A 26,855-nucleotide genomic window follows, 5' to 3' on the forward strand; every position below is an offset into this window, starting at 1 on the left:
ACTATGAAACCGTTTTTTTTAAAACCCATCTTATCGAAGATAAACACTATCACCGTTGCGGGCACTCTGCTGACAGCGTCTTTCCCTACCTGGTCAACATCGTTGACCGGGCTGGAAATTATGCACAACGTTAACGCCCGCCCCGATGGAAATCAGGTAACTCGTCAATTCACCATTACCACCACCGATAGGCGTGGTGTTGAGCGTGTTGAAAAAACCATGGGTTACCGAAAATATTTCGGCGATGAAAAGCGTACTGTGATCTTTTACACCGAACCCACCAATGTGCGCGGTACTGGATTTTTAACCTATGACTATCCCAACCTAGAGAAAGACGATGATCAATGGTTGTATTTACCAGCACTTCGCAAGGTACGCCGCATATCAGCGTCTAATCGGGGCGACAGCTTTCTTGGCACCGATCTCAGTTATGAGGAGATAAAAAAGGAAAACAAAGTCGAAATCGAAGATTATACGTTTGAGTTTATTGACGATTGCGAAAGCCAAGGCAAGCAAGGGCTTCTCGTAAAGGCCACTCCCAAAAACGATGAAATAAAAGCCGAGCTGGGTTACAGCCGTGTTGAATACTGCATTGACCCAGACATCTGGATGGCGCGGCATATAGAGTTCTGGGATACCAATAACAATCATCTAAAAACCTTGAATGTCCTTTCCGTCGAACAAATAGATGGCATCTGGACAACCCGAGACATTCATGTCGTCAACCACAAAACCAAACATGAAACGCGTTTTACCCAAGCAGATATTGATTACAACACTGACATAGCGGACAACGTGTTTACCCAACCGTATTTACGTCGAGGCTTGCGGTGAAAGCACACGCGACTAAAAACTTATCTCGGGCAGCTATTGTGGTCGCGCTATGTCATAGCGCGACAGGCTTTGCGTTAGACTTTCGTAACACCTTTGAAAATAGCACGGCATTTGGAAAACTCGACGAACAAGACGATTCAGTGAGTAGCGTCAAGTTTTCCAATGCTATTACCAGTGAACTCACTCTGCCAATTTTTAGCGGCTGGCAATTATTTACACGTTGGCGACTCGAAAGTGATACGCGCGACTTGATAGAACCTAACCGTTCCCAAGATAAGTTAGTCAGAAGCAATGCGTCACGCCGCTGGCACCTTAATGACTATACCAGTATTGATTTGAGAGAGTTTTACATCGATGGATACATTAGTTTAGGTGGAAGTGACAACAACTTTATTCGCATCGGAAAACAACAGGTCGTCTGGGGGCAAGCAGATGGTTTTCGTGTATTGGACGCAATAAATCCCATGAACTTACGTGAGTTTATTTTAGAAGATAACGACGACCGTCGAATTCCAACCTGGATGGTGAACGCCGAGCTACCCGCAGGTAACTGGTGGGGCAGCGATTGGACTGCACAAGTATTGTGGATTCCCGACACCACCTACGATCAGACACCATCACTGCGCGATGAAGCACGCTTCGCACCAAAATCTCCTCGCTTTGTTCCAGTACCTGATGCAAACACACCAGGCAATCCACAATCAGCGCAAATAATCGACGCCGACAAACCTAATCGAATAATTAGTGATAGCGACTTCGGTGTTAGACTCAATGCGTTTGTGAATAGTTGGGATATCAGTATTAATTACCTCTACCACACACTCGATCGCGCGGCACCTTATCAATCCATCGAAAATTCGGCATTCATTATTGAACCACAATACGAACGGTCGCATTTATTGGGCACCACATTTTCGTCGGTATTCGATAATTTTACTTTTCGGGGCGAAGTGGCACTACACAGTGCTCGCTATTACATCGCTAAAGATTTTTCAGAATTTTCTGAAGGCGTTGCGGAATCACCCAGTGTCGATACAGTATTCGGATTAGACTTTAATGGTTTTTCGGATACGTTCATTAGCGGGCAACTTTTTCTTTCTCATATCACTGATTTTGATGACGCCATTACCCGAGACCGAACGGATACCACCGTGTCGCTTCTCATAGAGAGAGACTTTTACAATCAAACACTAACGCTCGGCGGTCAATGGTTTTATAACGCCAACGACGGCGATGGTCTGTTGCGCTTTTCGGCCGAATATCGATGGCGCAGCAACATCATTGTTACCGCCGGACTGGATAGTTTTTATGGAAAGGAGAGAGGGCTGTTTGGGCAATTTAATCAACAAGATCAAATTACCCTAGGCTTTACAGTAGGCTTTTAATCGATAAGGCACTTAATATCTAACTTAAGTCGTTAATACCAGGTTGTCGCGGTGAATAAGCTCTTCATCATCGCGATAACCTAAGGCTTCTTCGATTTGATCACTAGTGGAACCTAAAATTTTTGAAGCTTCTTCGCTACTGTAATTCACTAGGCCGCGCGCGATTTCCTTTCCTGTGGTGCTAACACAACGCACTAGTTCGCCGCGACGAAATACACCATCGACCTGTTTAACACCGACCGGTAACAAACTAACACCTTGTTTACGCAAAGCATTTACCGCGCCGTCATCTATCGTAATCGTACCGCGCGTTTGTAACTGACCCGCCAACCAACGCTTGCGTGCAGCTTGTGGCTGCTGATTGGCCTTTAATAACGTACCCAGTGACTCACCTACAGCCAGACGCGAAATGACATCGTCAATTTTGCCGCCCACAATGACGGTATCGGCTCCTGAGCGTGCCGCCAATTTCGCAGCACGGACCTTGGTAATCATTCCGCCACGGCCTAGCGCACCACCATCCGATGCCATTGCCGTTAAACGGGCATCATCAACACTGGCTTCCTGAACCAGTTTCGCATTGGGGTTGTTACGAGGGTCCTCTTCGAACAAACCATCTTGATCGGTGAGAATTACTAGTTTGTGCGCATCAACCAAATTCGCAATCAACGCACCGAGTGTATCGTTATCGCCAAAACGAATTTCATCCGTCACAACCGTATCGTTTTCGTTAACGATCGGCACTGCATTGAGGTTTAGCAAGGTAAGTAACGTAGAGCGCGCATTGAGATAACGCTGACGGTCAGATAGGTCATCGTTGTCGACTAAGACTTGCGCGGTATGATAACCAAATCGCTGAAAGGCTTGCTCGTAAGTTTGCACCAACCCCATTTGACCAACGGCAGCGGCCGCTTGAAGATCGTGAATCGCAGTGGGACGCTGATGCCAACCTAGTCGCGTCATACCAGCCGCGACAGCACCGGAAGAGACGAGTACGACTTCGATACCTTTTTGCAGTAGCCCCGCAATTTGCTCCGACCACACATTAATCGCGTTGACGTCGAGGCCCTGACCGTTATTGGTCAACAACGCGCTGCCAATTTTAATTACCCAACGCTGGCGTCGAGAAGGTGTCGTAGTATCCATGCTTTTTTCAATACGCGTTTAACGACTATCGTTCGTAAACCACTTCTACGTCGTAATCGTCATCATCAAAGTCATCGTCGTCGCTTTTATTTTTTGCTGCGAGACGCTCAGCGCGGCGTTTTTCACGCAGCGCATCAATTCTTTCGCGGGCTTCCGCCTGCATTTGGGCTTTAGCACGTTGTTCGGCCTCAGCAACCTCTGGATCTTCCTCTTCAGCCAGCCAAACGGCCTCTAACTCTTGCAGAATTTTTTGCGACAGCTCGTCAGTGCCGCGACTAGCAATAGCCGAAATAGGGAAAACCGGCCCCTGCCAATTCAAACGCTGAATAATATCATCACAACGCTCTTTCGCTTCTTCATCCGATAACAAATCGGTTTTATTGAGCAACAACCAATGCTCGCGAGATGCCAAGGTTGGGCTAAAGCGCTCTAGTTCTCGCTGAATTGCTTGCACACTGTCCACTGGGTCGCTGCCATCATAAGGTGCCACATCGACAATGTGTAACAGCAAACGGCAACGTGTTAAGTGCTTGAGAAAGCGAATACCCAAACCCGCGCCTTCCGCAGCACCTTCAATCAAACCCGGGATATCAGCGATGACAAAACTGCGATGCTTTTGAACTTTAACCACACCCAAATTGGGCACGAGCGTGGTAAAAGGATAATTCGCCACTTTCGGTTTAGCGGCTGATACCGCGCGAATGAATGTGGATTTACCGGCATTGGGCAACCCCAGCAAACCGACATCCGCCAGCACTTTCAATTCAAGTTTTAAATGTCGCGATTCACCCTCGCTGCCGGGTGATGTTTGCCGCGGCGCGCGATTCACACTGGATTTAAAGCGTGTGTTTCCTAATCCATGAAAGCCGCCTTGCGCGACCAACAGTCGCTGGCCGGCCTCAGTTAAATCACCCAGCACTTCGTCGGTATCAATATCAATAACCGTGGTGCCCACGGGCACCTGCAAAACTAAGTCATCGCCTTTTGCACCGGTACAATTACTACCTCGACCCTGCTCGCCACTTTCGGCGCGATATTTTGGCTGATAGCGAAAATCCACCAAGGTGTTAATGCTGTCATTGGCTTCGAGATAAACACTACCGCCATCACCACCATCACCACCATCGGGGCCGCCTTTGGGAATAAATTTTTCGCGGCGAAAACTCATGCAGCCGTTGCCACCATTACCGGCAAAAACAGAGATTGGGGCTTCATCAACAAACTTCATGATATTTCCTAGGCACGACTACTTGTGTCGCTTGCCGTTTAGTGAGGGGTAAGAGTAACGCGAGTCGCTTAAACGCAAAAGCCCCATCGCGTGGACGGGGCTTTTAACTGATTCGCGTTGCGCTAATTAGGCAGAGCCGCCGTTTAGCGACCCTAAGAGCGAAGGCTCTTAGCCTGCTACAACGCTAACAAATTTACGGTTTTTAGGGCCTTTAACTTCGAACTTCAACACACCCTCTGCTTTCGCGAAAAGCGTGTGGTCCTTACCCATACCTACGTTGGTACCCGCGTGGAAATTAGTACCGCGCTGACGCACGATGATGTTTCCTGGGACAACGGTTTGACCGCCAAATACTTTGACACCTAAGCGTTTACTTTCGGAATCGCGTCCGTTCCGGGTACTACCGCCAGCTTTTTTATGAGCCATGATGTTGCTCCTTTAATTCTGTCTTTAATCTAAAATGAGTGAAAAATACGTGAGTGGTTAGACTATTAACCCGATCTTTAATTAGCCGGTAATCCCAGTAATTTTGATCTCGGTGTACCACTGACGATGACCTTGTCGCTTCATTGAGTGCTTGCGACGACGGAACTTGATGATTTTCACTTTTTCGTGACGACCAATGCTAACAACTTCAGCGGTCACTTTGGCGCCTTCAACAACGGGGGCACCGATTTTTACATCGCCGTCTTTCGCGACGAGTAATACTTTGTCGAAATCGACGGTCGCGCCGGCTTCAACATTCTTAATTTTTTCGATTTTGAGGACTTCACCCTCAGTGACACGGTGCTGCTTACCACCGGCTTCGATAACTGCGTACATAGCTGCTCCAAGCAAAGTTTATGTGGACGTCACTAAGCGGCTGGACTCTCTTCTATCGGGAAGAAACGCCCCGGCTCTTTGGGCTCGTGTCGTGTAGTCAAGTTTAGCCTCTCGCCTCTACCAACCAGGCAGAGAAATGAGGGGCCGCGATTGTACGGGAATTACACACCCTCCGCAAGCCTAAAACCCGTGCAGAGCAAGGCTATCACACACATTCAACCGACGCGGTACGCTTGCCCACTCTAAAGAAAGGTCTGCTCCCTTGACGGCCCCAGACCGTCACTTTAGGATTCCCGCGATATTACGCATTTAGAGCCAAACATGCTGCCATTTCACAAGCCCGTCGCCGACGACTTCGAAGCCGTCAATCAACTAATTATTGAACAACTCCACTCCGATGTCGGCTTGGTCGAGAATATCGGCCAATACCTGGTGGAAGCCGGCGGCAAGCGATTGCGCCCCCTTTTGGTGCTCCTAACGGCCAATGCGCTCGGCTATCAGGGCAAAGACCATCTCAAACTGGCCGCGATTATCGAATTCATCCATACCGCGACGCTGCTCCACGACGATGTTGTCGACGTATCGAGCATGCGACGGGGCCGCCTGACAGCCAACGCCAAGTGGGGCAACGCCCCCAGCGTACTGGTAGGTGATTTCCTCTATTCACGCGCCTTCCAGCTAATGGTCAGCGTCGGCGAGCTGCGAATTATGGATATCCTCGCCAACACCACCAACATCATCTCCGAAGGCGAAGTGCAACAGTTGGTGAACGCTAAGAATCCGGACATCACCGAAGACAACTACTTCGACGTCATCTACAAAAAGACGGCCATTCTCTTTGCCGCCGCGTGCGAAGTGGCTGCGGTAATCTGTGGTCAAGATAACGCAGCCCAAGCGAAGCTACGAGATTTTGGTAAACACCTCGGGATCGCCTTCCAGCTCGTTGATGATGCACTCGACTACACCGGTGATGCCGAAGAGCTAGGCAAAAATGTTGGTGATGATCTATCCGAAGGCAAACCAACTTTGCCACTGATCATCAGTATGCAACGCGCACCCGCAGCAGATGCCGAGGTGATCGCCAGCGCATTGCGCGAAGGCTCCGCCGAGAACCTGGCACAAATTGTGGATATTGTAAAACAACACGATGGGCTAACTTATACCCTCGACAGCGCCAAACAGCATATCGAATTGGCGTCACAACAATTAGCCGATCTGCCCAATAACGAATTCACGACGGCGATGCGCTCTCTCGCTGAGTTTGCCGTTAGTCGTACTTATTAACACGCGCCTCACTTCAATTATCAGAGGCGCCAAATTAAAGGCCCAATATGGACAACGATAGCGCCTCACTTAAATCCATGACGACCAATCCAACAAAGGAAAGCCGTTTAAGTCAACGCTACCAAAGTTGGCAAGCGTTACAAAGTGAACGTGATTTTTGGAATAATCACACTATACTCGAAGCCTTTAGCAATTCACCACAGCGCGCGCAACAATTCTCGCTAGAAACTGAACACTTCTATTTCGACTTTTCGAAAAACCACCTACGCGAAGAAACACTCTACGCACTTAATTCACTGGCAGACGAAGCAGAACTTAGTAAACACATCAGTGCGTTTTTTAATGGAGAGAAAGTCAATCACACGGAAGATCGCAAAGCGTTGCACATGGCACTGCGTTCGCCGAACAATGACACGGAAGAAGAAAAAGCGGTGCATGATGTCTTGTGGCAAATGGGTAAGTTTATCGACCAAGTTCACAGCGACACCTGGGTCGGTTTTAAAGATCAGCCCATCACGGATGTTGTCAACATTGGTATTGGCGGATCAGATCTCGGTGCTCGCATGGTGGTGAATGCTTTAGAGCCATTCCAGTTACCGCACACCAAAGTACATTTTGTAACGAATGTCGACGGCGCCGACATTTCCTCGTGCTTGACCGATTTAAACCCGGCCACCACATTATTTATTGTTGCCTCAAAAACATTTACCACCCTAGAAACACTGACTAATGCCAACACTGCAAAGCAATGGCTACTCGACAGCGGCTGCAGCGAAGACTTTATCGACCACCATTTTGTGGCCATCACGACCAATTTGGAAAAAGCCGCCGAGTTCGGCATACCTGAAAAGAATATTTTCACCATGTGGGATTGGGTCGGTGGCCGCTATTCTTTGTGGAGCGCCATCGGCTTGCCCATTGCACTCGCGGTGGGCATGAAACAATTCAAACAATTGTTGGCGGGCGCCAATCAAATGGATGAACATTTTAGAACCGCCCCGATCCGAGAGAACTTACCTGCGCTACTCGGTTTGATTACGTTTTGGTACGCGCAGTTTTGGCAATCCACCAGCCAGGCGATATTGCCTTACAACAATGTGCTCAGCCACTTCCCTGCATTTTTGCAACAGCTAGATATGGAAAGCTTGGGCAAACAGGTTGACCGCGAGGGAGAAAAAGTTGATTACCCGACAGGAATCGTCGTTTGGGGCACTGAAGGCACCAACGGCCAACATTCTTTCCATCAACTGTTACACCAAGGTACACAAATCATTCCCGCAGACTTTATTGTCTGCCGTAAAGCGCAAACAAAACTGCCCGAACATCAACGCGAATTATTCGCCTGCTGCCTTAGCCAAAGCCAAGCATTAATGGCCGGCAAATCCTTAGCACAAGCGAAACAAGAAATATTGGCAAGCGGTAAAGACGAAGACTATGCAAATTGGTTAGCGCCACACAAAGTTATCCCCGGTAATCGTCCAAGCAATACGCTAATGCTCGACGAACTTACACCCGAATCACTCGGTGCGTTAATCGCTGCTTATGAACACAAAGTATTTACATTGAGCGTATTATTAAATATCAACCCATTTGACCAGTGGGGAGTAGAATTGGGCAAACAGCTCGGGAAACCTATATCTCAAGCGATTCAATCCATCACAGAAAACGAACGCAGCGACAATTTTGGCGATTTAGATGGCTCAACTCAATTACTGATCGATAGATTCACGAAAAAAGCATAGTTACTCAGTATAATCCGATATCGCAAAGCTCTACTACAGAGGGAATTATTATGAAGCTTTTAATATCCTTTACTTTCCTATTTTTTTGCTCGCTCGCCAACGCCGAATACACGTCGCAAACCGAAGGCTTTTATGTGGGTGGCTCCTGGGGGTTGACGCAGTATGAAGACGACGGATTCTTCGACGATAGCGTCGTTATCGGCAGTAGTTTCGATGATGACTCTGTAGGGCTTAGCATTTTTGGCGGCTATAACGTTAACAAATGGTTAAGCGTAGAGGCCGGTTTGACAGTTCTAGGAGTGTATTATGAAGACGGTGAGGGAGCCAACGATGATGACTATACCGATACCGCTGCGTCTGCAATCACAGTCAGTGCTTTAGCAAACATCCCTATGGGTGACGTCGTTAGCTTTTACCTTCAGGGCGGCTTTGGCATCGCGCTTATTACGCAAGAGATTGATTACGATGACACCGGCATCAATGTCGAAGAGGACGAAGCAGACACCGCACCCGCTGCTCAGCTAGGTATAGGCTTTAAGCTTAATTTACCCGCAAAATCACACACACAGTTACGGGTCGGCTATCAACGCTTTATTTTTGAAAGTGAGCTTTCTAAAGTAACTTTGTCGAACACCTATGTCACTCAAGATGTTGACCAAGAAATAGATTATTTCTTTTTTGGCGCGTCATTTACCTTTTAAACAATCTTTCTATTAGGCAGCTAAGCGGCTGCCTACTTTCATTTCCCATTCATACTCCCGTCACACGCTCCACCATCTCTTTTACTTTCTGGCACACCTTTGATCGGGATGACTCCAGTTCCCACAAAAACGCGCCCAATACGTCACTGATGTCATTGACCACTCTGCCTCTCGCATACATGGTTTGCCCTACAAACCATTAACCCCCTCGATATAAAAATAAGTGAGGACCTATGCTGCGACTAACACTTGCATGCTTATTGCTGAACGCGCTAGCCATTCCAACGATTTTTGCTGCAACCCCCAGCCCCGAACCCGATCCAGAGCCCTCACCACCTGGCAGTACGATTGAAGAAGGTCGGTACATCATCACCAATCGACACAGCAATCTGGTGCTTAGCGTGGAAAGTGCCAGCACCAGCAATGGTAGTAATGTTGTCCAAGACAATTTTTCAAATAGTCTTCACCAGCAATGGGATATCACTGAAATCGGTAGCGGCACCTATTCAATTCGTCCGGCTCATAGCGGAAAATCTCTCGACGTCTATGAATGGATTGCAGAAAATGGCGCGGACGCGCGCCAATGGGAATATTTGGGCGGCGAAAATCAGTTGTGGCGAATTAACCAAGACAGTTCGGACTACTACAACATTACATCGGTATTCAGCGGTAAAGCACTTGAGGCGGAAAACTACAGTACGGCTTCTGGTGGAAATATTGCACTCTACTCATATTGGGGTGGCGACCCCCAACTGTGGTCTTTAGAGCTTGTTGACGACACTGCTCCGCCAAACTCCGGCGACCGATGTGAGGTAGCAAATTACGACTCCCGAAACCCTCCCAGCACATTGTCGTTGTCTGGCAATACCGTCACTCACGACCCAACTATCATTGAGGAAAACGGAACGTTTTATGTATTGCAAACTGGTGCGCCTGCCGATGGGTTGGTGTTACCCGGAAAACAATCATCAAACCTAACTAACTGGGTTGGCACTTCTGGTGCCTTCACGCAAGGCAACAGTCCATCCTGGTTGCGCCAACGAGTACCAGGCGTTGAAAACCTTTGGGCTCCCGATCTTTCCCACTTTGGTGGGCAGTTTCACCTGTATTATTCAGTTTCAACCTTTGGCAGTAATCGCTCGTGCATAGGTCACGCAACGCGTAATAGTATGGCATCTGGTAGCTGGCAAGATCGCGGCCCAGTAATCTGCAGCAATACCAGCAATAACTACAATGCAATCGACCCCAATATTGTTGTCGACGATGATGGCACGCCTTGGCTGTCGTTCGGAAGTTTTTGGGACGGCATTAAAATGATTCGATTAAATCAAGATGGATCGCGCGCGGACAGCAACGTAATTTCTATTGCGTCACGCGGTGGCGATGCCATTGAAGCACCGGTCATTGTGAAAAAATGCGGCTTTTACTATTTGTTTGTTTCATTCGACAAATGCTGTGACGGCACTAACAGTACTTATAATATTCGTGTTGGGCGATCGATAAATGTGACTGGACCATACTACGACAAAAACGGTCGGCGCATGTTAGATGGCGGCGGCACCAGCTTAGTGACTGGCAGCTATAGCTGGCGAGGACCAGGCCACAACTCGATTTTGTTTACAGAGAACAATGCCTACAATATGTATCACGCCTACCGAGCATTTACCGGCGAACCGCATTTACGCATTTCTGAAATCGCCTGGGATAGTGATGGCTGGCCGGTATCTGCTGGACCATAAACCAAACCAGACATGTATTTATAGATGCCTAAAAAAACGCCCCAACACTTGGGGCGTTTTTTATTTTTTGCGGAACAACCTGAATCAAATTAGTTGTCTAACAGTGCCAATAACTCATCACGCTTTTCTTCCATCAGCGCAATATCTTGTTTAGTCTCGACATTGAGCCTTACCACTGGCTCAGTATTAGACATGCGCAAATTGAATCGCCAGCTGTCAAAGGTCATGCTTAGCCCATCAACTTTTTCTATCGCTTTCGCATCAGCTGCATAAATGCTTTCGACTTTCGCAATCGCGGCTTTAGGATCAGCGATTTCTCGATTGATTTCTCCACTACAGGGGAATTTCGCAATGCACTCTTTCACCAAAGTCGACAGACTTTTACCTTTGATACTTACAAGCTCACTAACGAGCAACCAAGGAATCATACCGCTGTCACAGTAAGCAAAATCTTTAAAGTAATGATGCGCGCTCATTTCACCGCCGTAGACGGCATCCTCTTTACGCATTCGCTCTTTAATAAAAGCATGGCCAGTTTTACTTTGAATCGCCTCACCACCCAATTGCTCAGCGATATCTTGCGTATTCCAAGTTAAACGAGGATCGTGAACCACTTTAGCCCCCGGCGTTTTAATTAAAAACGCTTCGGCCAATAGACCCACAAGATAGTAACCTTCGATAAACGCACCCGTTTCATCAAAGAAGAAGCAGCGATCGAAATCACCGTCCCAGGCAATACCGAAGTCGGCGCCACTTTCTTTCACGGCTTGAATAGTGGAATCACGGTTTTCCACTAATAACGGGTTGGGAATGCCATTGGGAAAACTTCCGTCTGGCTCGTGGTGCACTTTGATAAATTCAAAAGGCAAATGTGGCTCAAGCGCATCAATAGCCATACCCGCACCGCCGTTACCGGCATTAGCGACTATTTTCAAAGGCTTTAATTTCTCTCGGTCAACATACGTCAACAGATGTTCGATGTAGCGTGGCCGACTATCGTAGGAAGTAACGGTGCCTTTAACTTCCACATCGGTAAATTCTACGGCTTCAGCAATGGCTTGAATATCGTTCAAGCCTGTGTCACCACTAATAGGTCGCGAACCTTCGCGCACCAATTTCATGCCGTTGTAATCCATTGGGTTATGACTTGCTGTGACGCAAATGCCCCCATCTACAGGTTGATCAAATGCTGCAAAATAAACTTCTTCAGTACCGCACTGACCAATATGTAATACATCGGCTCCAGCATCGGTAATACCATCGACCACCGCATCGGTTAGCTCCGGGCTGGTGAGGCGAATATCGTGACCGACAACGACTTTTTTCGCATTTAAAAATTGTGCGAACGCACGACCAATGCGATACGCGACTTCAACGTTCAATTGGTCGGGAACGCGCCCACGAATATCGTAGGCCTTAAAACAGGTAATAGGTTTACTCATGATAGATATCTAGATCCTAAGCACTAGGTGATAGTTACGCTTTATAAATATTTTCGTAAACGTGATTAGTGGCTTCTACAAAGCCTTCAACACTACCGCAATCAAATCGTTTACCTTCAAACTTATAAGCCATCACGCAACCCGCTTTGGCTTGCGTCAGCAAGGCATCAGTCAATTGCACTTCACCATTTTTACCCGGCTCGGTAGATTCAATAATTTCGAAAATGTCTGGAGTGAGAATATAGCGGCCAATGATCGCCAAGTTGGTAGGCGCGTCCTTAGCAGCGGGCTTTTCTACCATATCAGTAACTTGGTAAAGGCCATCTTTAATTTTTTCTCCAGCGATCACACCAAACTTATGAATATCTTCCTCAGGAACTTCTTGTATCGCGACGATGCTGCAGCGGAACTGCTTATAGAGCTTCACCATCTGAGCTAAGACGCCATCACCACCCGTGTTTAAACACAAATCGTCTGATAACACGACACCAAATGGCTCATCACCCACTAAGCGACGACCATTCAAGATTGCATCCCCTAGGCCGAGCATTTCTTTTTGGCGAGTCATGGAGAAAGAAGCTTTTTCCATGACATTGCGAATACTAGAAAGATACTCTTCTTTGGAAGAACCGGCGATTTGATGCTCCAGTTCATAGCTGACGTCAAAGTGATCAGCAATAGCACGCTTACCGCGCCCAGTGATGAGACCAATCTCTGTTAAACCGGCTTCAATGGCTTCTTCTACACCGTATTGCACCAGCGGCTTATTCACAACGGGTAGCATTTCCTTCGGCATGGCTTTGGTGGCGGGAAGGAATCGCGTTCCATAACCTGCGACTGGAAATAAGCATTTAGTGATCATATCTATTCCTTAAGTAACTTTTATAATTGCGGTATCGGCCCCATCCCATACGGACCGCCTCGGGACTCTTAAAACGGCGATCTATGATCTAAACAAAGCAAGGATAACGCCAACGTTGGCAGCTATCTGTTTCAGGACTCGCACCATAACACATCAGTAAGGTGTTTAGATTACAACGACTTAGCACAATTAAGCGCCAGTTCCTGCTAGACATGCGCATTGTAACGGGTAGAATGGCCTCCTTTCGATTTCCCGCCCGCCGAACGGCTAGGCCCTCAGACAACAAACACAATGACTGACTTCCAACCCAAAAATTCCTACGATTACAATGAACTGATTGATTGCGGCCACGGCAAGCTTTTTGGCCCAGGTAATGCGCAATTACCTGTCCCCAATATGCTGATGCTTGATCGAATTACCCATATCAGTGGCAAAGGTGGGGAATTTGGCAAAGGCGAAATTATCGCTGAGTTAGACGTCAAACCAGATCTATGGTTCTTCGACTGCCACTTTCCCGGAGACCCCGTGATGCCTGGCTGTCTAGGCCTAGATGCCATGTGGCAGTTAGTTGGTTTCTTCCTCGGCTGGCGCGGCAACCCAGGGCGCGGACGCGCATTGGGCTCAGGGGAGGTAAAATTCTCTGGCCAGATTCTGCCATCGGCCAAACTAGTCAGCTACCATATCCACCTTAAGCGTGTTATTGAGCGTAAGCTTGTGCTTGGTATCGCCGATGGTCGCGTCTCGGTCGACGGCAAAGAAATCTATTTTGCTAAGGATTTACGAGTCGGCTTGATGAATCTTGATGGCGACACTCAGGCGTTTTAAGCGTCTACCCTCCAGTCATCATTGAAGAACCGATGCTAAAATCAACGTTTTATTTATCACTGCATATCATGCAACGAGGAATATTATGAGACGAGTTGTAGTCACTGGAATGGGCATTGTATCTTGCCTCGGTAATGATAAAGCGACTGTTCTCGATGCACTAAAAGAGTGCAAATCAGGTATAAAATTCAAGCAGGAATATGCTGACTACGGCTTTCGCAGCCATGTTGCAGGCAGCGTCGACATAGACCTGAAAGAACACATCGACCGTAAAGTCTTGCGCTTTATGGCTGACGCAGCTGGCTTCGCTTATATCTCAATGGCCCAAGCCATTGAAGATGCCGGCCTAACCGACGACCAAGTGTCAAACCTTCGCACCGGTATTGTAATGGGCTCTGGTGGCGCTTCAGCGCTGAATAATGTTGAGGCAGCCGACATACTTCGCGAACGCGGCATTAAACGCGTTGGTCCGTACCGTGTGACCCAAACTATGGCGAGCACGGTATCCGCATGCCTAGCAACACCATTTAAGATTAAAGGGGTCAACTACTCCATCTCTTCCGCCTGCTCAACTAGTGCACACTGCATAGGCAATGCCGCCGAGCTAATTCAAATGGGCAAGCAAGACATCGTCTTTGCAGGCGGCGCTGAAGAAGAGCACTGGACATCCAGCTGCTTGTTTGACGCTATGGGCGCACTTTCAACCAAATACAATGACACCCCGGACAAAGCCTCACGCGCATACGATGCTGACCGAGATGGTTTTGTCATTGCTGGCGGTGGCGGCTGTGTGGTTCTCGAAGAATATGAACACGCCAAAGCACGCGGCGCTAAGATCTATGCAGAATTAACCGGCTATGGTGCGACCTCGGACGGCTACGACATGGTTGCACCCTCCGGTGAAGGCGCCGTACGCTGCATGCAAATGGCAATGTCGACAGCCAATGGCAAAATCGATTACATCAACACCCACGGCACCAGCACTCCCGTCGGCGACACCAAAGAGTTACACGCAATCCGTGAAGTGTTTGGTGATGATGTCCCTCACATTAGCTCAACTAAGTCACTCACTGGTCATTCATTGGGTGCCACAGGTGTTCAAGAAGCCATTTACAGCTTGCTGATGATGAACAACGATTTCATTTGCGCTTCGGCTAATGTCGAAACCATCGACCCAGACGCCGAAGGTCTGCCGATCGTCACCGAAACAATGAACAACCATAAGTTTAATAGCGTGTTATCAAATAGCTTTGGTTTCGGCGGTACGAATGCATGCCTAGTATTTGAGCGTTGCGATAGTTAACACAATACGTTTACCGCTCAGCAAATAAAAAAGCCGGCTGCTTAGCTAAAGCAGCCGGCTTTTTCGTATATTCATCATTTGATTTGAATATCATCTGCTCGCGAATTTACGCACCCCCAGCTTCTCTTAATTCCACACTGACGCCTTGCAACTCAAGCCAACGATTGACCGATGCGGTCAATCCTTGACGCCAACTGCGGCCGTGCGCCCCGAAATTATTTTTAATGCGTGTACATGCCAATACCGCACTTGCAGGCTCAAGCAGCCCTGGATAGTGCCCTTCAACAATATCTGCACCCGTGTCGACACTCTCAACCTGACCTTTGACGCTATAGACGTCGCTTAGTAAAGCATGAACTTCACTCGCAAATTCATACTCCGAGCAGGAGTCAGCGCTGCAATAATGAAAAACTCCCCAATTGGTCGCACCAGCCATAATTTGGCGAAGCACACCATGAATCACCCGCAAAGCATCTTGCTGCCAGGTCGGGCTACCTCGGCGGCGGCGATTGGCGTGCAGCGTACCACCATCGAAAATAGTCTTTAATGTCTGAGTTAGTAAGTTGTCACCGACAATATCAATCAACCAACTGAAGCGTAACACGATAAATTTCTCTAAATGTTCTGCGAACAGCTGTTCGAGACTCAACACATAACGGCCAAACTCATCAAGAGGTGAGGCTTCGTCGGAATGAGAGTAACTACTTTTAGCCTCGCCACCAAACACATGGTAATCCGACAAGAAGATCACAGCACTTCCATTCATGGAGGCGGCTTGCGCTACATTTGCCAAGGTGGCTCGATAAACTTCTCTTACGTTAGCGTCCTGAGTTCGCAGAAACAGCTCCGTGCCTAGCGGTAAAGCACACAAAACAACTTGCGGCTGATGCACAGCAAAATAATTTTTAACGTCTTTAATATCGCCCCAATTAATCTCGGTTGGGCTCGGAGACAACACAGGGACATTTCCCTGTTCGAGCAAGTCTGCAATTTGGTAACCCAACGCGGTTTCTGAAGAATCAATGTCAGGACAAACGACGAGAACGCGCTTGCTAGAGATAGCGACCATGAAAAAACAACAACCTCTTACCGGAAGGAAGGAACGAGAACACTATAAATCAGTAGACCGACAACAATACCACATAAGACTGAAAAGCAGCTTACATAATTACTCCCGTCACTAAATCTTGAGATAAACCCAATTAATACTTCCCTCATCGCACACGATCAGGTGAGCATCCAGCAATGCACATTGATTCAGTGACTCGGGATATTTGTCGTGGTAACTCGCTTTTATTGCCATAGATGATTTATCTCGTTTGAGAAATTCATACATTTGCGCAAATCGCTGCACAAAGTCTTGTCGCTGAGCTTGTAGTTCATCGTAGGTGTAATAAAACTTTGAGAAGGACATCGTCGAAGAGCCCAAACCGATACGCAGCATGGCCTCAAGATATTGTTGATAGCTATCAACCAAGTAGGTCTTGACTGCTCCACGATCACCAGGCGAACCACGGTAGTAATCCAACGCTAGACTGTTTGACGCCGTCAACACGCCAGCAGGTAACAAATGGTTGGCTCTATTAAGCTGCAAGCGATATTGCCCACTCGCACAAACAATGGCCTTAGCTGCCAACCTGCAGGTAGCCAAAGGGGGGCGTTCTGCTGGGGTAAATTCTGGCTCTGCTGGCACTACCGATGGAGCCAGTGAGACCGACACGTCGTCAATCGTCTTCACATCAGCGCGAGTTTTTGACCTGGAGTCTTTAGAGGGAACGTGAGCTGGAGACTGCGACGAGCGAGGAACGTTTTGATCCGCCGGCCTCGGCACTTTCAATCCCAACTGCCTTGCAGGGCCACGCAGTAACGCCGCTTGCACCTTGCGGCTATTATTTTTGAAGTCATTAAAACTCGGCAAACTTCTGCCATATCCGGTTTTTTGCACCTGACAGAATAGTTTTTCGAGATCGGTTTTAGCCTGGGCATCACACGCCGTTTGAGCCACCGCGGAGAGACTCAGAACCATTAGGCCGAGGAACAAGAATGATAAGCGATTCATGCCCTAAGCATAGCCTGCCTTGGCGGCACTAGTCGCGGTTAGTGGTGCGACTAATCGTTGCCCTGGTCAGCAAGCGCCCCCCAAAGGACAACTTACTGAAGCTGGAATCGACTATGTTTTGAAAACTGCGGACGCAAGAACTCCATTTGATCACCCCGTATACGCTTACTATTACTTAGCGCGAGAAACTCAGCAAAATTTGGCCGATAGGGCAATGCAATGAGTTCCATGTTGATCTCGTCGAGCAAACGGTCTCCTTTGTGCTGATTACAGCGCCGACACGCTGTGACGACATTCTCCCACTTATCTTGCCCGCCTCGGCTACGCGGTTGCACATGATCTCTTGATAAACTCGCATAACTAAACTGGCTGCCACAGTAAAGACACTGATAATTGTCTCTGGCAAATAGTGCCTGATTAGTGAGAAGCGGATTGGTGCGGATTTTAGGAATGCGCTCCCCGCCACAAGCTATAATCGCAGGCAGTTTAATGGAAGACTGCAAACCCGTAAGCCGACAGTACCCCCCATGCACCTCGCGGGCAATGCCTCCTAGACTCCATACGACCATATCACGCGCATGCAAATTAACAGCCTCTTTCCAGTGCAACCACTCTACGGGCTGCCCCGCGATATTGAGCCTCAAAATACGTACGTCCATTAACAGTCCTCGTCGATTGATAACAGCAAGCAAGTATTGAATGTAAATTTGGTGACAGTTTTGTGATACGCAACAGCATTGACGTTCAGACGAACATCAGACAAATGTTGAGTGACATGTGAATTTATCGAGTGCGACCGACAGCCGCTGGCGGCGGAGTATGAAGAAGTAGCCCTAGCTATAGGAGTATTATAGTTATAGGTAAAAGCTAATCTAACGAACGCAAAGTACCTTCAACGTGATGAATATTGAACACCCGTATTCGAGAACCCGCTAAACACACTGAACTACATCGCCACCCGTTGGCTGGCGAACAACCGACGTTCTGAGCACATCGATGGGTTCCGCATCTCTGGCAATCATGCGCCGAGGTTAAAAGATAGTCAACCCACCAAACAATACCCTAATGAAATCCCGTGGAGTTCTCCCTTCATCACTGTGTGGCGCACAAAAAAGCCCCACTGGTTTCCCAGCGGGGCTCAACAGGATGGCCCATAATCCGATGAGCGATGGCTAAATCCTTTCCAGTCCCTTGCCCGGCATCCTTGCAGTTGCTTCCGGCAACTGTTACCAGTATTCCAAACCACCCGCACTGTTAATAGTGGCAAAGTTCGCTAATCCTTGTAGGACATATCTCACAAGTTAAGGAAACCACATTTTATTGGGCGTTCTTTTTCCTGATCGAACAAAAGTAATCAGTGATAACTTTGCCAACTACAAGCAAAGATGTCTCATAAGGAGTGGTGTGTAAAAAGAGGGGTTGGCGGCAAGCAATAAAAAGCCCCGCTCCCGGAAGCCGAGGCGGGGCCAAAACATCACAGGATGTGTCCTCTCATCCTTTACATCCATGTCCAACGTCCGTGTTGAAGATCCTTTAAGCTCGCGTCCTTTCGAGTGATCATTATCGATAATTCAGAGATTAACGATAGTCGTCATTGACACTAGTTTTTGTAGGAAAAGGCTTACAAGCGTAAGACTTTATTCCTCATTCCCACCAGAAGGTTTCGACAAGTGCTGTTTGTAATTCCGCAATAATAGGCTCTGGCGCTGCACTATATGCTGAATAAGCAATTCTCGGTCATACTCATCGAGGCCAGTAAAGTTAACCCTTGTGTAGAACCCTCTCCCATCCAGCGCAGGCTCGGAGGCGACGAGTTCGCCAAAGCAGTGTACGTGCTGATCGCTGGGGTATAACACCATATCGAGAGCAAGTACCTGACCAACCGAGATTTGCTCATCCGTATGAAAGCCCATCCCGCACGCGCTAATATTCACTTCCTGTAAATGCTGCGACATACGTTCTGTCATACGTGCCTCAATGTTGAGCTCGTTAATCAACGTCGTCATTTTGGCGTTCATAAGTTTCAAAATGATGGCAAGCTCAGGGTCTTTTTTGCCATAACTATTGATCAATTGCTGCAACTTGCTGAAGTCTTGAGCCGCTAGCAGTGGTGCGATATCTTCAGGGTTGGGCAGCTCTCCCTCTTCGAGAATGCGATAAGCGACACCCACTGTATCGGTAATACGGAAAAAACGCCTACGTTCTTGAGTCATTAAAATGTCCGGAAAAGATCAGAAAACTTCACTGGGGTCGAGGTTAAAAAGATAATCAGGATTTAAGTCCAGCGAGCGCATAATATCCTGACCGCTATCCTGCAGTAACTCCACATCATCAGGTGACAACTCATCACCCAATCCCTGGCGTACGACAATTTCCACCCGCCGATTGCGAATGCGATTTTCATTGGAGTCGTTTGGTACTAGTGGCATCGTATCAGCGAAGCCTGCTACCTCAAAGCGCCTCGGGTTAATCAGATCATCACGCATTAATTCTTGCGCTACCGAAACTGCGCGAGCTGCAGACAGCTCCCAATTAGATCGAAAACGTGCCGTTGAAATTGGAATGTTGTCGGTGTGCCCCTGCACCTGAATCTTGCCAGGGCTGTCGATGAGTACGTCTTGAATTTCATCAATGATATCGCGATAGTTGCCTGTCAATTCCGCCGACCCAGAGACAAACGAGGCATCCTCGCGAATTCGGATGATAATTTCTCGACCTCGCGTTTCAATTTCTACTTGGCCCAGTGCAATTTGTTCATGCAGCGCATTGGCTAACGTGATGGCATCCTGTTCCGTTTCTGAGATCAGCTCCTCGAGGCGCTGTTTAATGCGCGCCTTTATACCAGCCTCTGCATTGACATCACCTTGTTCAACATCAAACTCCTCCGCACACTGAGTCTCAAGGCTCATCGTCGAGATGTCTTCGGTATGCTGCCAAATTTCATTGATTGGAGTAGGCTCAGGCACACCAGGACTAAACTCCTGGGCGATGATGCTGGTCCCTTTCGGCACATCGTTCACATTTAACTTGTTTTGCACGCCAAACGCTTGCGCCATCGACCCGGCTAACCGCTTAAACTTCAGTGCATCCATCTCAGAAAACGACAGCAACAGTACAAAGAAGCACATTAGCAGTGACATCAGGTCTGCAAAGGTTCCCATCCAGGCTGGCAGCCCGGGGGGGCAGTCGCACTTATCCTCTTCTTCATCCGACATATCTATACCACCACGAAATTACGCTTCATCCACTTCCCGTTTACCCTCGGGAAGGTAGGTCCGCAGCATCGTATCGATAACTCGAGGATTCTGACCGCTTTGGATTGCCAACAGCGCATCAATAATTAAGGATTTGGACATCGCCTCTTCACCGGCCCGTAGTTGCAATTTGGAAGCAATAGGGCCACACAGCGCATTCGCCAACACAGCACCGTATAGGGTGGTTAACAATGCTACCGCCATCGCCGGGCCGATGGCTTTGGGGTCGTCCATATTGGCAAGCATTGCCACCAATCCGATCAAGGTACCTATCATTCCCATGGCAGGCGCCATATCGGCAAGGGCGGCAAATATTGATGACCCTTGAGAATGCCGTTCTTCCGCCAGCTTCTTATCCTTGTTCATTAACGTCTTCACGACATCCGGGTCATGACCATCAACCAACAATTGAATCCCTTTCTGTAAAAACTCTGACTCTACTTCTTTACCTTCCAGAGAGAGCAGCCCGCCCTTGCGCGCTGCATCCGCCAGCTCTACAACTTCATCGATTAGATCTAAAGGGTCATCTGCCTTGAAAATGAAGCTTTTTCCCGCAACCTTAAAGGCACTTAGAAATTGTCCAAGCCCATACTTCGCCATAACGGCGAAAATGCTTCCACCGAATACGATGACCAGCGACGGCATGTTGATAAACATACCGAGCTCGCCGCTCATCAGCATCGACGCCACGATAAGTGCCATCGCACCAATTAACCCAATCAGCGTTGCGAGATCCACCAATTACTCCTTTATAAACACTGTATACCTCTCCCTCAGCAGCACCATGACGCCACTAAACGGGGGAAGAAAATCAACCTCTCTTTTCAGTCTAGTAGGTAATTACTGAGCAACCAGTTTTCTGCCCCTTACGATAACTCGGCAGCTCAGATCACTCGGCCTTTGGCATAAATATCGGTAGAATAGCCGCCTACAATCTCACTAGGTTTGGCAACACATGACGGGTAAAGCAAAGAGCAAATCAAAATCCACCAATTCCGCTGCAGACGACCTCGATTTCGAGCAAGCAATGACTCAACTCGAAGATTTAGTCGAGCGTATGGAAAGTGGTGAACTCAGCCTCGAGGAATCACTTAAAGCCTTTGAGGACGGCGTGAAGTTAACCCGTGAATGCCAAGCCAAACTCGCTACCGCCGAACAGCGGGTGCAGCTGCTAATGGAAGAGCAGGGCGAGCTGATTACCAGCGACTTAGACGCAGATGATGGCGGCGAATGAGCGATATCAAAGCCTATTTGCAGCGCGCTCAACAGCGCGTAAATCACGCATTAAGCGAGAACTTCAAACAGCTAGGGACTCATGCCCCACAGCTGTTAGAAGCCATGCACTACAGCTTATTTGCTGCAGGTAAGCGCGTGCGCCCCACGTTGGTTTTCGCCAGCGCAGAAGCCGTAGCCGGCGCAGAAAGTTTGCCTTTAGTGGATGCCAGCGCCTGCGCTTTAGAGTGCATCCACACCTATAGCCTGATCCACGATGACCTGCCAGCAATGGACGATGATGACCTACGCCGGGGTCTTCCCACCTGCCATATCGCCTACGACGAGGCCACCGCAATCTTAGCGGGGGATGCGTTGCAATCCTGGGCATTCCAACTGCTAGCAGAAACACCCGGACCCGCAGAGCAGCGGATACAGCTTGTGGCCGAGCTATCCAAAGCAGCTGGCGCAGAAGGCATGGTCGCCGGCCAAACCATTGACCTCAGCTCTGTCGCGAAAACACTCAGTAGACATGAACTAGAAGCCATGCATCGACTCAAGACCGGTGCATTAATCAGCGCCAGCGTTACCATGGGTGCGCTGGCTGCTGGGGAACAAGATTCGCAGAAGCTCTCAGCATTAGCCCGCTACGCGAGCGCTATCGGTTTATCTTTTCAGGTTCAAGACGATATCCTCGATGTCACCGGCGACACGCAAACCCTTGGCAAACAAAGTGGTGCCGATGCCCACCTCAGCAAACCCACCTATGTTTCACTGCTGGGTTTAGACAATGCCCAGGCGCTAGCGAAACAATTACACGAAGATGCCATTGATGCACTCCATGGATTTGGCCCTAGTGCGGAACCGTTACGCCAGTTGTCCTCTTACATTGTTGAGCGCGAGTCGTAACCGGATTGTCTTGTATTAGTCGCCATATCGTAATAATTGGCCAAGAAGACTAGGAATGCAGTGACAGCCGCAATACAATTTGCCCTTCTCAGATAAAGTTGTTTTTCATGTTCGAAGAAATCCCTCAACGCCGACCTTGCACACCGCTGCTGGACACCATAAATAGTCCCGCAGACCTACGCATGCTAGACGAGAAACAGCTCGCCGATGTTGCCACTCAGCTACGTGAATATCTACTGTACTGCGTTGGCCAAACCGGCGGACACTTCGGCGCGGGGCTAGGCGTGGTTGAATTAACCATCGCACTCCATTATGTCTATAACACACCGGATGATCGGCTCGTTTGGGATGTCGGCCACCAAACCTACCCCCATAAAATTCTGACCGGGCGCCGTGATGAGATGTTATCGATTCGCCAGAAAGACGGTATCAGTGGCTTCCCTAAACGCAGCGAGAGCGAATACGACACTTTTGGTGTCGGTCACTCCAGCACATCCATCAGTGCTGCCTTAGGCATGGCAATTGCCAACGAACATCGACAAAACCCTCGTAAGCACGTCGCTATAATTGGCGATGGTGCGATGACTGCAGGCATGGCTTTTGAAGCACTTCACCATGCAGCTCACACCAAAAACGATTTATTGGTTATCCTCAACGATAACAACATGTCGATTTCAAAAAACGTTGGCGGACTGGCCACCTACTTCTCGAAAATTTGGGCCAGCCGTTTTTATAATTCGTTGCGCGAGGGCTCACGCCGAGTGCTCGAAAAAATCCCGCCCGCCTGGGAATTTGCGCGACGCACCGAAGAACACATGAAAGGCTTTGTATCGCCCGGCACATTGTTTGAGGAAATCGGCTTCAATTACGTAGGCCCAATTGATGGCCACGACTTGCCCAACCTGGTTAACTATCTATCGAGCCTTAGAGAAATTAAAGGGCCGAAACTGCTGCATATTATTACGCAGAAGGGCAAAGGTTTCGCACCTGCCGAAAAGGATCCCGTTGGCTACCATGCTCTCAATAAATTAGAGCCAAAGCCCAAGATGAGTGTGGCTGAAAGCAACACACCAAAACCACCAAAGTACCAAGATGTATTTGGCCAGTGGCTCTGTGATATGGCTGCACAGGATGAGCGCTTAATTGCGATCACACCGGCCATGTGCGAAGGCTCGGGCATGGTTAAATTTGCGCAACAATACCCTGAACGTTTTCATGATGTCGCCATTGCCGAACAGCACGCCGTAACCCTGGCGGCCGGCTTAGCTTGCGAAGATCAAAAGCCCGTCGTGGCTATTTATTCAACGTTTTTACAACGTGGTTACGATCAACTTATTCACGATGTCGCAATACAAAACCTCGACGTAACATTTGGCATTGATCGCGCAGGTTTAGTTGGAGAAGATGGTCCGACTCATTCGGGTAATTACGATATCTCTTACCTCCGCTGTATTCCCAACATGGTGATCGCCACCCCTTCAGACGAAAATGAATGCAGACAGCTGTTATACAGTGCCTACCAATATGAAGGTCCTGCCGCTGTCCGCTACCCTCGCGGGGTTGGCATTGGTGTGCAAATTGACAATACAATGCAAACACAACCACTCGGCAAAGCCGTTGCGAAGCGAAGTGGTAAGCGAGTTGCCATTCTCAATTTTGGCACACTTTTACCCGCAGCGATGGAAGTCGCTGAACGTATTGATGCCTCGGTGTGGGATATGCGATACGTTAAACCTATTGATACTCAAGTTATCGAAAACGCGGCCACTCAGTATGACCTCGTTGTCACATTAGAAGAAAATACAACCCTTGGCGGAGCCGGTGCCGCAGTGAGTGAGCACCTTGCCGAGGCGGGCATAGTTGTACCAGTGATGCACCTCGGGCTGCCCGACCAATTGATCGAGCACGGCAAGCACCAACAACTTCTCGACATTGTTGGCTTAACCCCAGAAAAAATGGAAGCCGCCATCAAGCAGCGCCTAAGCATACTAAGCGGTAAAAGCCACGCTGCGCTTTAATGTTAAAAAGCGTTTTTATTTTTTAGATTCATGTCGTTTGCAGTAGCCAACTGTCATAATTGGTGCTCCTTACCCACCAAAACAGAGCATCACGATCGCGAGCGAACTATGAAGAAAATTTTGGTCCTTTTATTCATTAGTTGTTTTATCTCCAGCTGCAGTAGCACCCATACCTCAGTAGGCTATGCAGTAACGCTCTGCTGCCCAGGCAACTATTCACAATACACAAACTACACCTTGCAAACCCAAGACATCCCGGCGTTTTTGACCGACACAATCACGCAAAACTTCGACTTAGCCTTTCAAGAGAAAGGCTTGGGGAAAGTTCACTTGAGCAATCACAAAAATCCATCCCTGGCTGTCACGCTGCGCTACGTTCATGTAAACCTCAACGCAGAACAAGAAAGACCTGTCTCATCCACCATGGAAAAATGGGAGCGTCATGAAAGCTATAGCCAAGCGCTGTCTTACATGGCAACAATCGAAATAAATATTCGGGAGTTCACAACCAAAGAACTTGTCTGGTCAGGGCAGGTACAACGACGACATCATGTGCAACCCGGTGAATACATGCATGAAGATCGGGCTAGTGGCGATATACTGATGGCGTTTAGAGATGTGTTGATGAGTTACCCCAGCCTTGAAGCCGACAAAAACCTATAGCGTTTTACCCAGCGCGGCCCTGTGTAATCTGGGCCGCAGCGCACCGCAATGAGCATTTCTTATTCCTATATTTTACAGAGAGCATGGCCAATTATTTTGGCTAACGCCTCTGTCCCTCTACTCGCGCTCGCCGATACCGCCATTATTGGCAACTTAGGCACCACCAGCGACCTTGGCGCTATTGCATTCGGCTCTCTAATATTTAACTTTATTTATTGGAGTTTTGGCTTTTTACGCATGGGCACCACGGGCTTCATCTCACAAGCCAATGGCGCGAGAAACGAACCGGAAGTCCGCAATGTTTTATGGCGATCGCTGTTAATTGCGGGGGTTATAGGGGCAAGCATTATTCTTTTGCAGTGGCCAATAAAATGGTTAACGCTGTCTGCGCTGCATGGCGATATGACAGTAGAAACTCTCGCGGCCGACTACTTCTCTATACGCGTCTGGGGAGCACCCGCCACACTCGCTACGTTTGCCCTCATGGGGACGTTAATTGGCTTAGGCGCTAGCCGTCTACTGTTAGCGTTGCAAATTTTTCTGAATGGCCTAAATATAGTTTTAGACTACTTTTTTGCTGGCTTCCTGAACATGGGCGCGAGCGGTATTGCGTTAGGTACGTTTATCGCCGAGTGGTCAGCATTTATCGTCGGCCTCTTCATTGTCATCTCGCTTTTGCGCAGGAGAAACAAAGACAGTTCATCCGAGAAGTTTATACATTGGCAAAAGATTCTCGATCCACAACTGATTCACGCAACCCTATCAGCGAATGGCGACATATTCATCAGAACGGTTCTACTACTCTTAGCCTTTTATTGGTTTACGGACCAAAGCGCGCAATTCAGCAATGACATACTGGCTGCCAATCATATCTTGTTACAAATAATTTCGTTCAGCGCATTTTTTATAGACGGTTTTGCTTTTGTCGCAGAATCTCTCGTTGGCACGGCCATTGGCGGGAAAAACAAAATTCACTTTCAGCAAGCGGTAAAGCGTTCATCAATATTAGCCGGAATCACTGCATTGGGACTCGCGGTCATCATTGTATTATTGGGTCAACACGTCGTTGATGCATTGACTAATATTACAACCGTTCGAGAAGCCGCTTACTCTAGCCTTTGGTTTGTCGCTATCTACGTGCTGTTCTCGGTTGGCGCCTTCCAACTCGATGGTATTTTCATTGGCGCAACACGCACACGAGAGATGCGCCTGGCCTCTCTTCAAGCCACTGCCATTTTTTTTCTAACAAGCCTGGTTCTCACTCCTTGGCTACACAATGCGGGGTTATGGCTGTCGTTTATTGTATACGTTCTGTGTCGAGCGCTGATGCTATTGAGATTCTTCGAGACGGTCTCTCCCCGCTAAATAAAAAAAGGAAGGCCATGGCCTCCCTTTTAAAACCCTCGATGCCTATGTATTTAAAAGGC

General features: G+C 48.4%; 25 protein-coding genes. 13 read left to right on the forward strand and 12 right to left on the reverse strand.

Going from position 1 to position 26,855, the window contains the following annotated elements; all coding sequences use genetic code 11:
* The first annotated feature begins 3 nt into the window (after positions 1 to 3).
* On the forward strand, positions 4 to 834 hold the full coding sequence (locus ACZ5NB_RS18010; protein WP_464107703.1) for an outer membrane lipoprotein-sorting protein: 831 nt from the start codon (positions 4 to 6) through the stop codon (positions 832 to 834).
* Positions 831 to 2,219: a DUF1302 family protein gene (locus ACZ5NB_RS18015; protein WP_460234095.1), complete on the forward strand. Its 1,389-nt coding sequence runs from the start codon at positions 831 to 833 to the stop codon at positions 2,217 to 2,219. The genes ACZ5NB_RS18010 and ACZ5NB_RS18015 overlap by 4 nt, the downstream gene beginning before the upstream one ends.
* A 24-nt stretch (positions 2,220 to 2,243) precedes the next feature.
* Here ACZ5NB_RS18015 and proB read toward each other — a convergent pair whose 3' ends face one another.
* The 4 genes from proB to rplU form a co-directional block, all read right to left on the reverse strand.
* Positions 2,244 to 3,365 carry a glutamate 5-kinase gene (proB, locus tag ACZ5NB_RS18020; RefSeq protein WP_460234096.1) on the reverse strand — a complete coding sequence of 374 codons (1,122 nt, stop codon included), beginning with the start codon at positions 3,363 to 3,365 and terminating at the stop codon, positions 2,244 to 2,246.
* Positions 3,366 to 3,390: 25 nt separating this feature from the next.
* Positions 3,391 to 4,593, reverse strand: a complete 1,203-nt coding sequence (gene cgtA, locus ACZ5NB_RS18025) for an Obg family GTPase CgtA (protein WP_460234097.1) — start codon at positions 4,591 to 4,593, stop codon at positions 3,391 to 3,393.
* Between the two features lie 168 nt (positions 4,594 to 4,761).
* On the reverse strand, positions 4,762 to 5,019 hold the full coding sequence (gene rpmA, locus ACZ5NB_RS18030) for a 50S ribosomal protein L27 (protein ID WP_460234098.1): 258 nt from the start codon (positions 5,017 to 5,019) through the stop codon (positions 4,762 to 4,764).
* Positions 5,020 to 5,100: 81 nt separating this feature from the next.
* Positions 5,101 to 5,415, reverse strand: coding sequence for a 50S ribosomal protein L21 (gene rplU / locus ACZ5NB_RS18035; RefSeq protein ID WP_460234100.1), 315 nt, complete (start codon positions 5,413 to 5,415; stop codon positions 5,101 to 5,103).
* Between the two features lie 321 nt (positions 5,416 to 5,736).
* Between rplU and ACZ5NB_RS18040 the strand changes: the two genes are divergently transcribed.
* From ACZ5NB_RS18040 to ACZ5NB_RS18055, 4 genes are all read left to right on the forward strand, one after another.
* Positions 5,737 to 6,699: a polyprenyl synthetase family protein gene (locus ACZ5NB_RS18040; RefSeq protein ID WP_460234101.1), complete on the forward strand. Its 963-nt coding sequence runs from the start codon at positions 5,737 to 5,739 to the stop codon at positions 6,697 to 6,699.
* A gap of 47 nt (positions 6,700 to 6,746) precedes the next feature.
* Entirely contained in the window at positions 6,747 to 8,441 is a 1,695-nt protein-coding gene (gene pgi, locus ACZ5NB_RS18045) for a glucose-6-phosphate isomerase (protein WP_460234103.1), read from the forward strand.
* Between the two features lie 50 nt (positions 8,442 to 8,491).
* Positions 8,492 to 9,142, forward strand: coding sequence for an outer membrane beta-barrel protein (locus ACZ5NB_RS18050; protein WP_460234104.1), 651 nt, complete (start codon positions 8,492 to 8,494; stop codon positions 9,140 to 9,142).
* A gap of 233 nt (positions 9,143 to 9,375) precedes the next feature.
* A complete protein-coding gene (locus ACZ5NB_RS18055; protein ID WP_460234105.1) occupies positions 9,376 to 10,881 on the forward strand; it encodes a family 43 glycosylhydrolase in 1,506 nt (501 codons plus the stop codon).
* An 89-nt stretch (positions 10,882 to 10,970) separates the two neighbouring features.
* On the opposite strand, the gene ACZ5NB_RS18060 is transcribed toward ACZ5NB_RS18055, so the two are convergent.
* Positions 10,971 to 12,323: a phosphohexomutase domain-containing protein gene (locus ACZ5NB_RS18060; protein WP_460234106.1), complete on the reverse strand. Its 1,353-nt coding sequence runs from the start codon at positions 12,321 to 12,323 to the stop codon at positions 10,971 to 10,973.
* Positions 12,324 to 12,357: 34 nt separating this feature from the next.
* Entirely contained in the window at positions 12,358 to 13,185 is an 828-nt protein-coding gene (gene galU / locus ACZ5NB_RS18065; RefSeq protein WP_460234107.1) for a UTP--glucose-1-phosphate uridylyltransferase GalU, read from the reverse strand.
* A gap of 291 nt (positions 13,186 to 13,476) precedes the next feature.
* Here galU and fabA point away from each other — a divergent pair, with 291 nt between their 5' ends.
* On the forward strand, positions 13,477 to 14,010 hold the full coding sequence (gene fabA / locus ACZ5NB_RS18070) for a 3-hydroxyacyl-[acyl-carrier-protein] dehydratase FabA (RefSeq protein ID WP_460234108.1): 534 nt from the start codon (positions 13,477 to 13,479) through the stop codon (positions 14,008 to 14,010).
* 85 nt (positions 14,011 to 14,095) lie between these two features.
* The gene (gene fabB / locus ACZ5NB_RS18075; RefSeq protein ID WP_460234109.1) at positions 14,096 to 15,313 is read left to right on the forward strand and encodes a beta-ketoacyl-ACP synthase I; all 1,218 of its coding nucleotides are present in this window, start codon (positions 14,096 to 14,098) and stop codon (positions 15,311 to 15,313) included.
* Between the two features lie 106 nt (positions 15,314 to 15,419).
* Here the strand turns inward: fabB and ACZ5NB_RS18080 are convergent, their stop codons facing one another.
* The 6 genes from ACZ5NB_RS18080 to pomA all read right to left on the reverse strand — a co-directional run bounded on the left by ACZ5NB_RS18080 (position 15,420) and on the right by pomA (position 21,364).
* Positions 15,420 to 16,382 (reverse strand): sugar nucleotide-binding protein, encoded by a 963-nt coding sequence (locus tag ACZ5NB_RS18080; protein ID WP_460234110.1) that lies wholly within the window; start codon positions 16,380 to 16,382, stop codon positions 15,420 to 15,422.
* A 111-nt stretch (positions 16,383 to 16,493) separates the two neighbouring features.
* Positions 16,494 to 17,372, reverse strand: coding sequence for a hypothetical protein (locus ACZ5NB_RS18085; protein WP_460234111.1), 879 nt, complete (start codon positions 17,370 to 17,372; stop codon positions 16,494 to 16,496).
* 92 nt (positions 17,373 to 17,464) lie between these two features.
* Positions 17,465 to 18,031, reverse strand: a complete 567-nt coding sequence (locus tag ACZ5NB_RS18090; RefSeq protein WP_460234112.1) for an HNH endonuclease — start codon at positions 18,029 to 18,031, stop codon at positions 17,465 to 17,467.
* Positions 18,032 to 19,009: 978 nt separating this feature from the next.
* A complete protein-coding gene (locus ACZ5NB_RS18095; protein ID WP_460234113.1) occupies positions 19,010 to 19,585 on the reverse strand; it encodes a PilZ domain-containing protein in 576 nt (191 codons plus the stop codon).
* Positions 19,586 to 19,603: 18 nt separating this feature from the next.
* Positions 19,604 to 20,587 (reverse strand): flagellar motor protein MotB, encoded by a 984-nt coding sequence (locus tag ACZ5NB_RS18100; RefSeq protein WP_460234114.1) that lies wholly within the window; start codon positions 20,585 to 20,587, stop codon positions 19,604 to 19,606.
* A gap of 18 nt (positions 20,588 to 20,605) precedes the next feature.
* Positions 20,606 to 21,364, reverse strand: a complete 759-nt coding sequence (gene pomA / locus ACZ5NB_RS18105; RefSeq protein WP_460234116.1) for a flagellar motor protein PomA — start codon at positions 21,362 to 21,364, stop codon at positions 20,606 to 20,608.
* Between the two features lie 217 nt (positions 21,365 to 21,581).
* On the opposite strand from pomA, the gene ACZ5NB_RS18110 reads away from it, so the two are divergent.
* The 5 genes from ACZ5NB_RS18110 (at position 21,582) to ACZ5NB_RS18130 (ending at position 26,793) form a co-directional block, all read left to right on the forward strand.
* Positions 21,582 to 21,860: an exodeoxyribonuclease VII small subunit gene (locus ACZ5NB_RS18110; protein ID WP_460234117.1), complete on the forward strand. Its 279-nt coding sequence runs from the start codon at positions 21,582 to 21,584 to the stop codon at positions 21,858 to 21,860.
* Entirely contained in the window at positions 21,857 to 22,747 is an 891-nt protein-coding gene (gene ispA / locus ACZ5NB_RS18115; RefSeq protein ID WP_460234119.1) for a (2E,6E)-farnesyl diphosphate synthase, read from the forward strand. Before ACZ5NB_RS18110 ends, ispA begins: the two co-directional genes overlap by 4 nt.
* A gap of 107 nt (positions 22,748 to 22,854) precedes the next feature.
* The gene (gene dxs / locus ACZ5NB_RS18120) at positions 22,855 to 24,765 is read left to right on the forward strand and encodes a 1-deoxy-D-xylulose-5-phosphate synthase (RefSeq protein WP_460234120.1); all 1,911 of its coding nucleotides are present in this window, start codon (positions 22,855 to 22,857) and stop codon (positions 24,763 to 24,765) included.
* A gap of 108 nt (positions 24,766 to 24,873) precedes the next feature.
* The gene (locus ACZ5NB_RS18125) at positions 24,874 to 25,428 is read left to right on the forward strand and encodes a hypothetical protein (protein ID WP_460234121.1); all 555 of its coding nucleotides are present in this window, start codon (positions 24,874 to 24,876) and stop codon (positions 25,426 to 25,428) included.
* Between the two features lie 48 nt (positions 25,429 to 25,476).
* Entirely contained in the window at positions 25,477 to 26,793 is a 1,317-nt protein-coding gene (locus tag ACZ5NB_RS18130) for an MATE family efflux transporter (protein ID WP_460234123.1), read from the forward strand.
* Positions 26,794 to 26,855 lie beyond the last annotated feature (62 nt).

It is taken from the genome of Aurantivibrio plasticivorans (genome assembly GCF_055392955.1).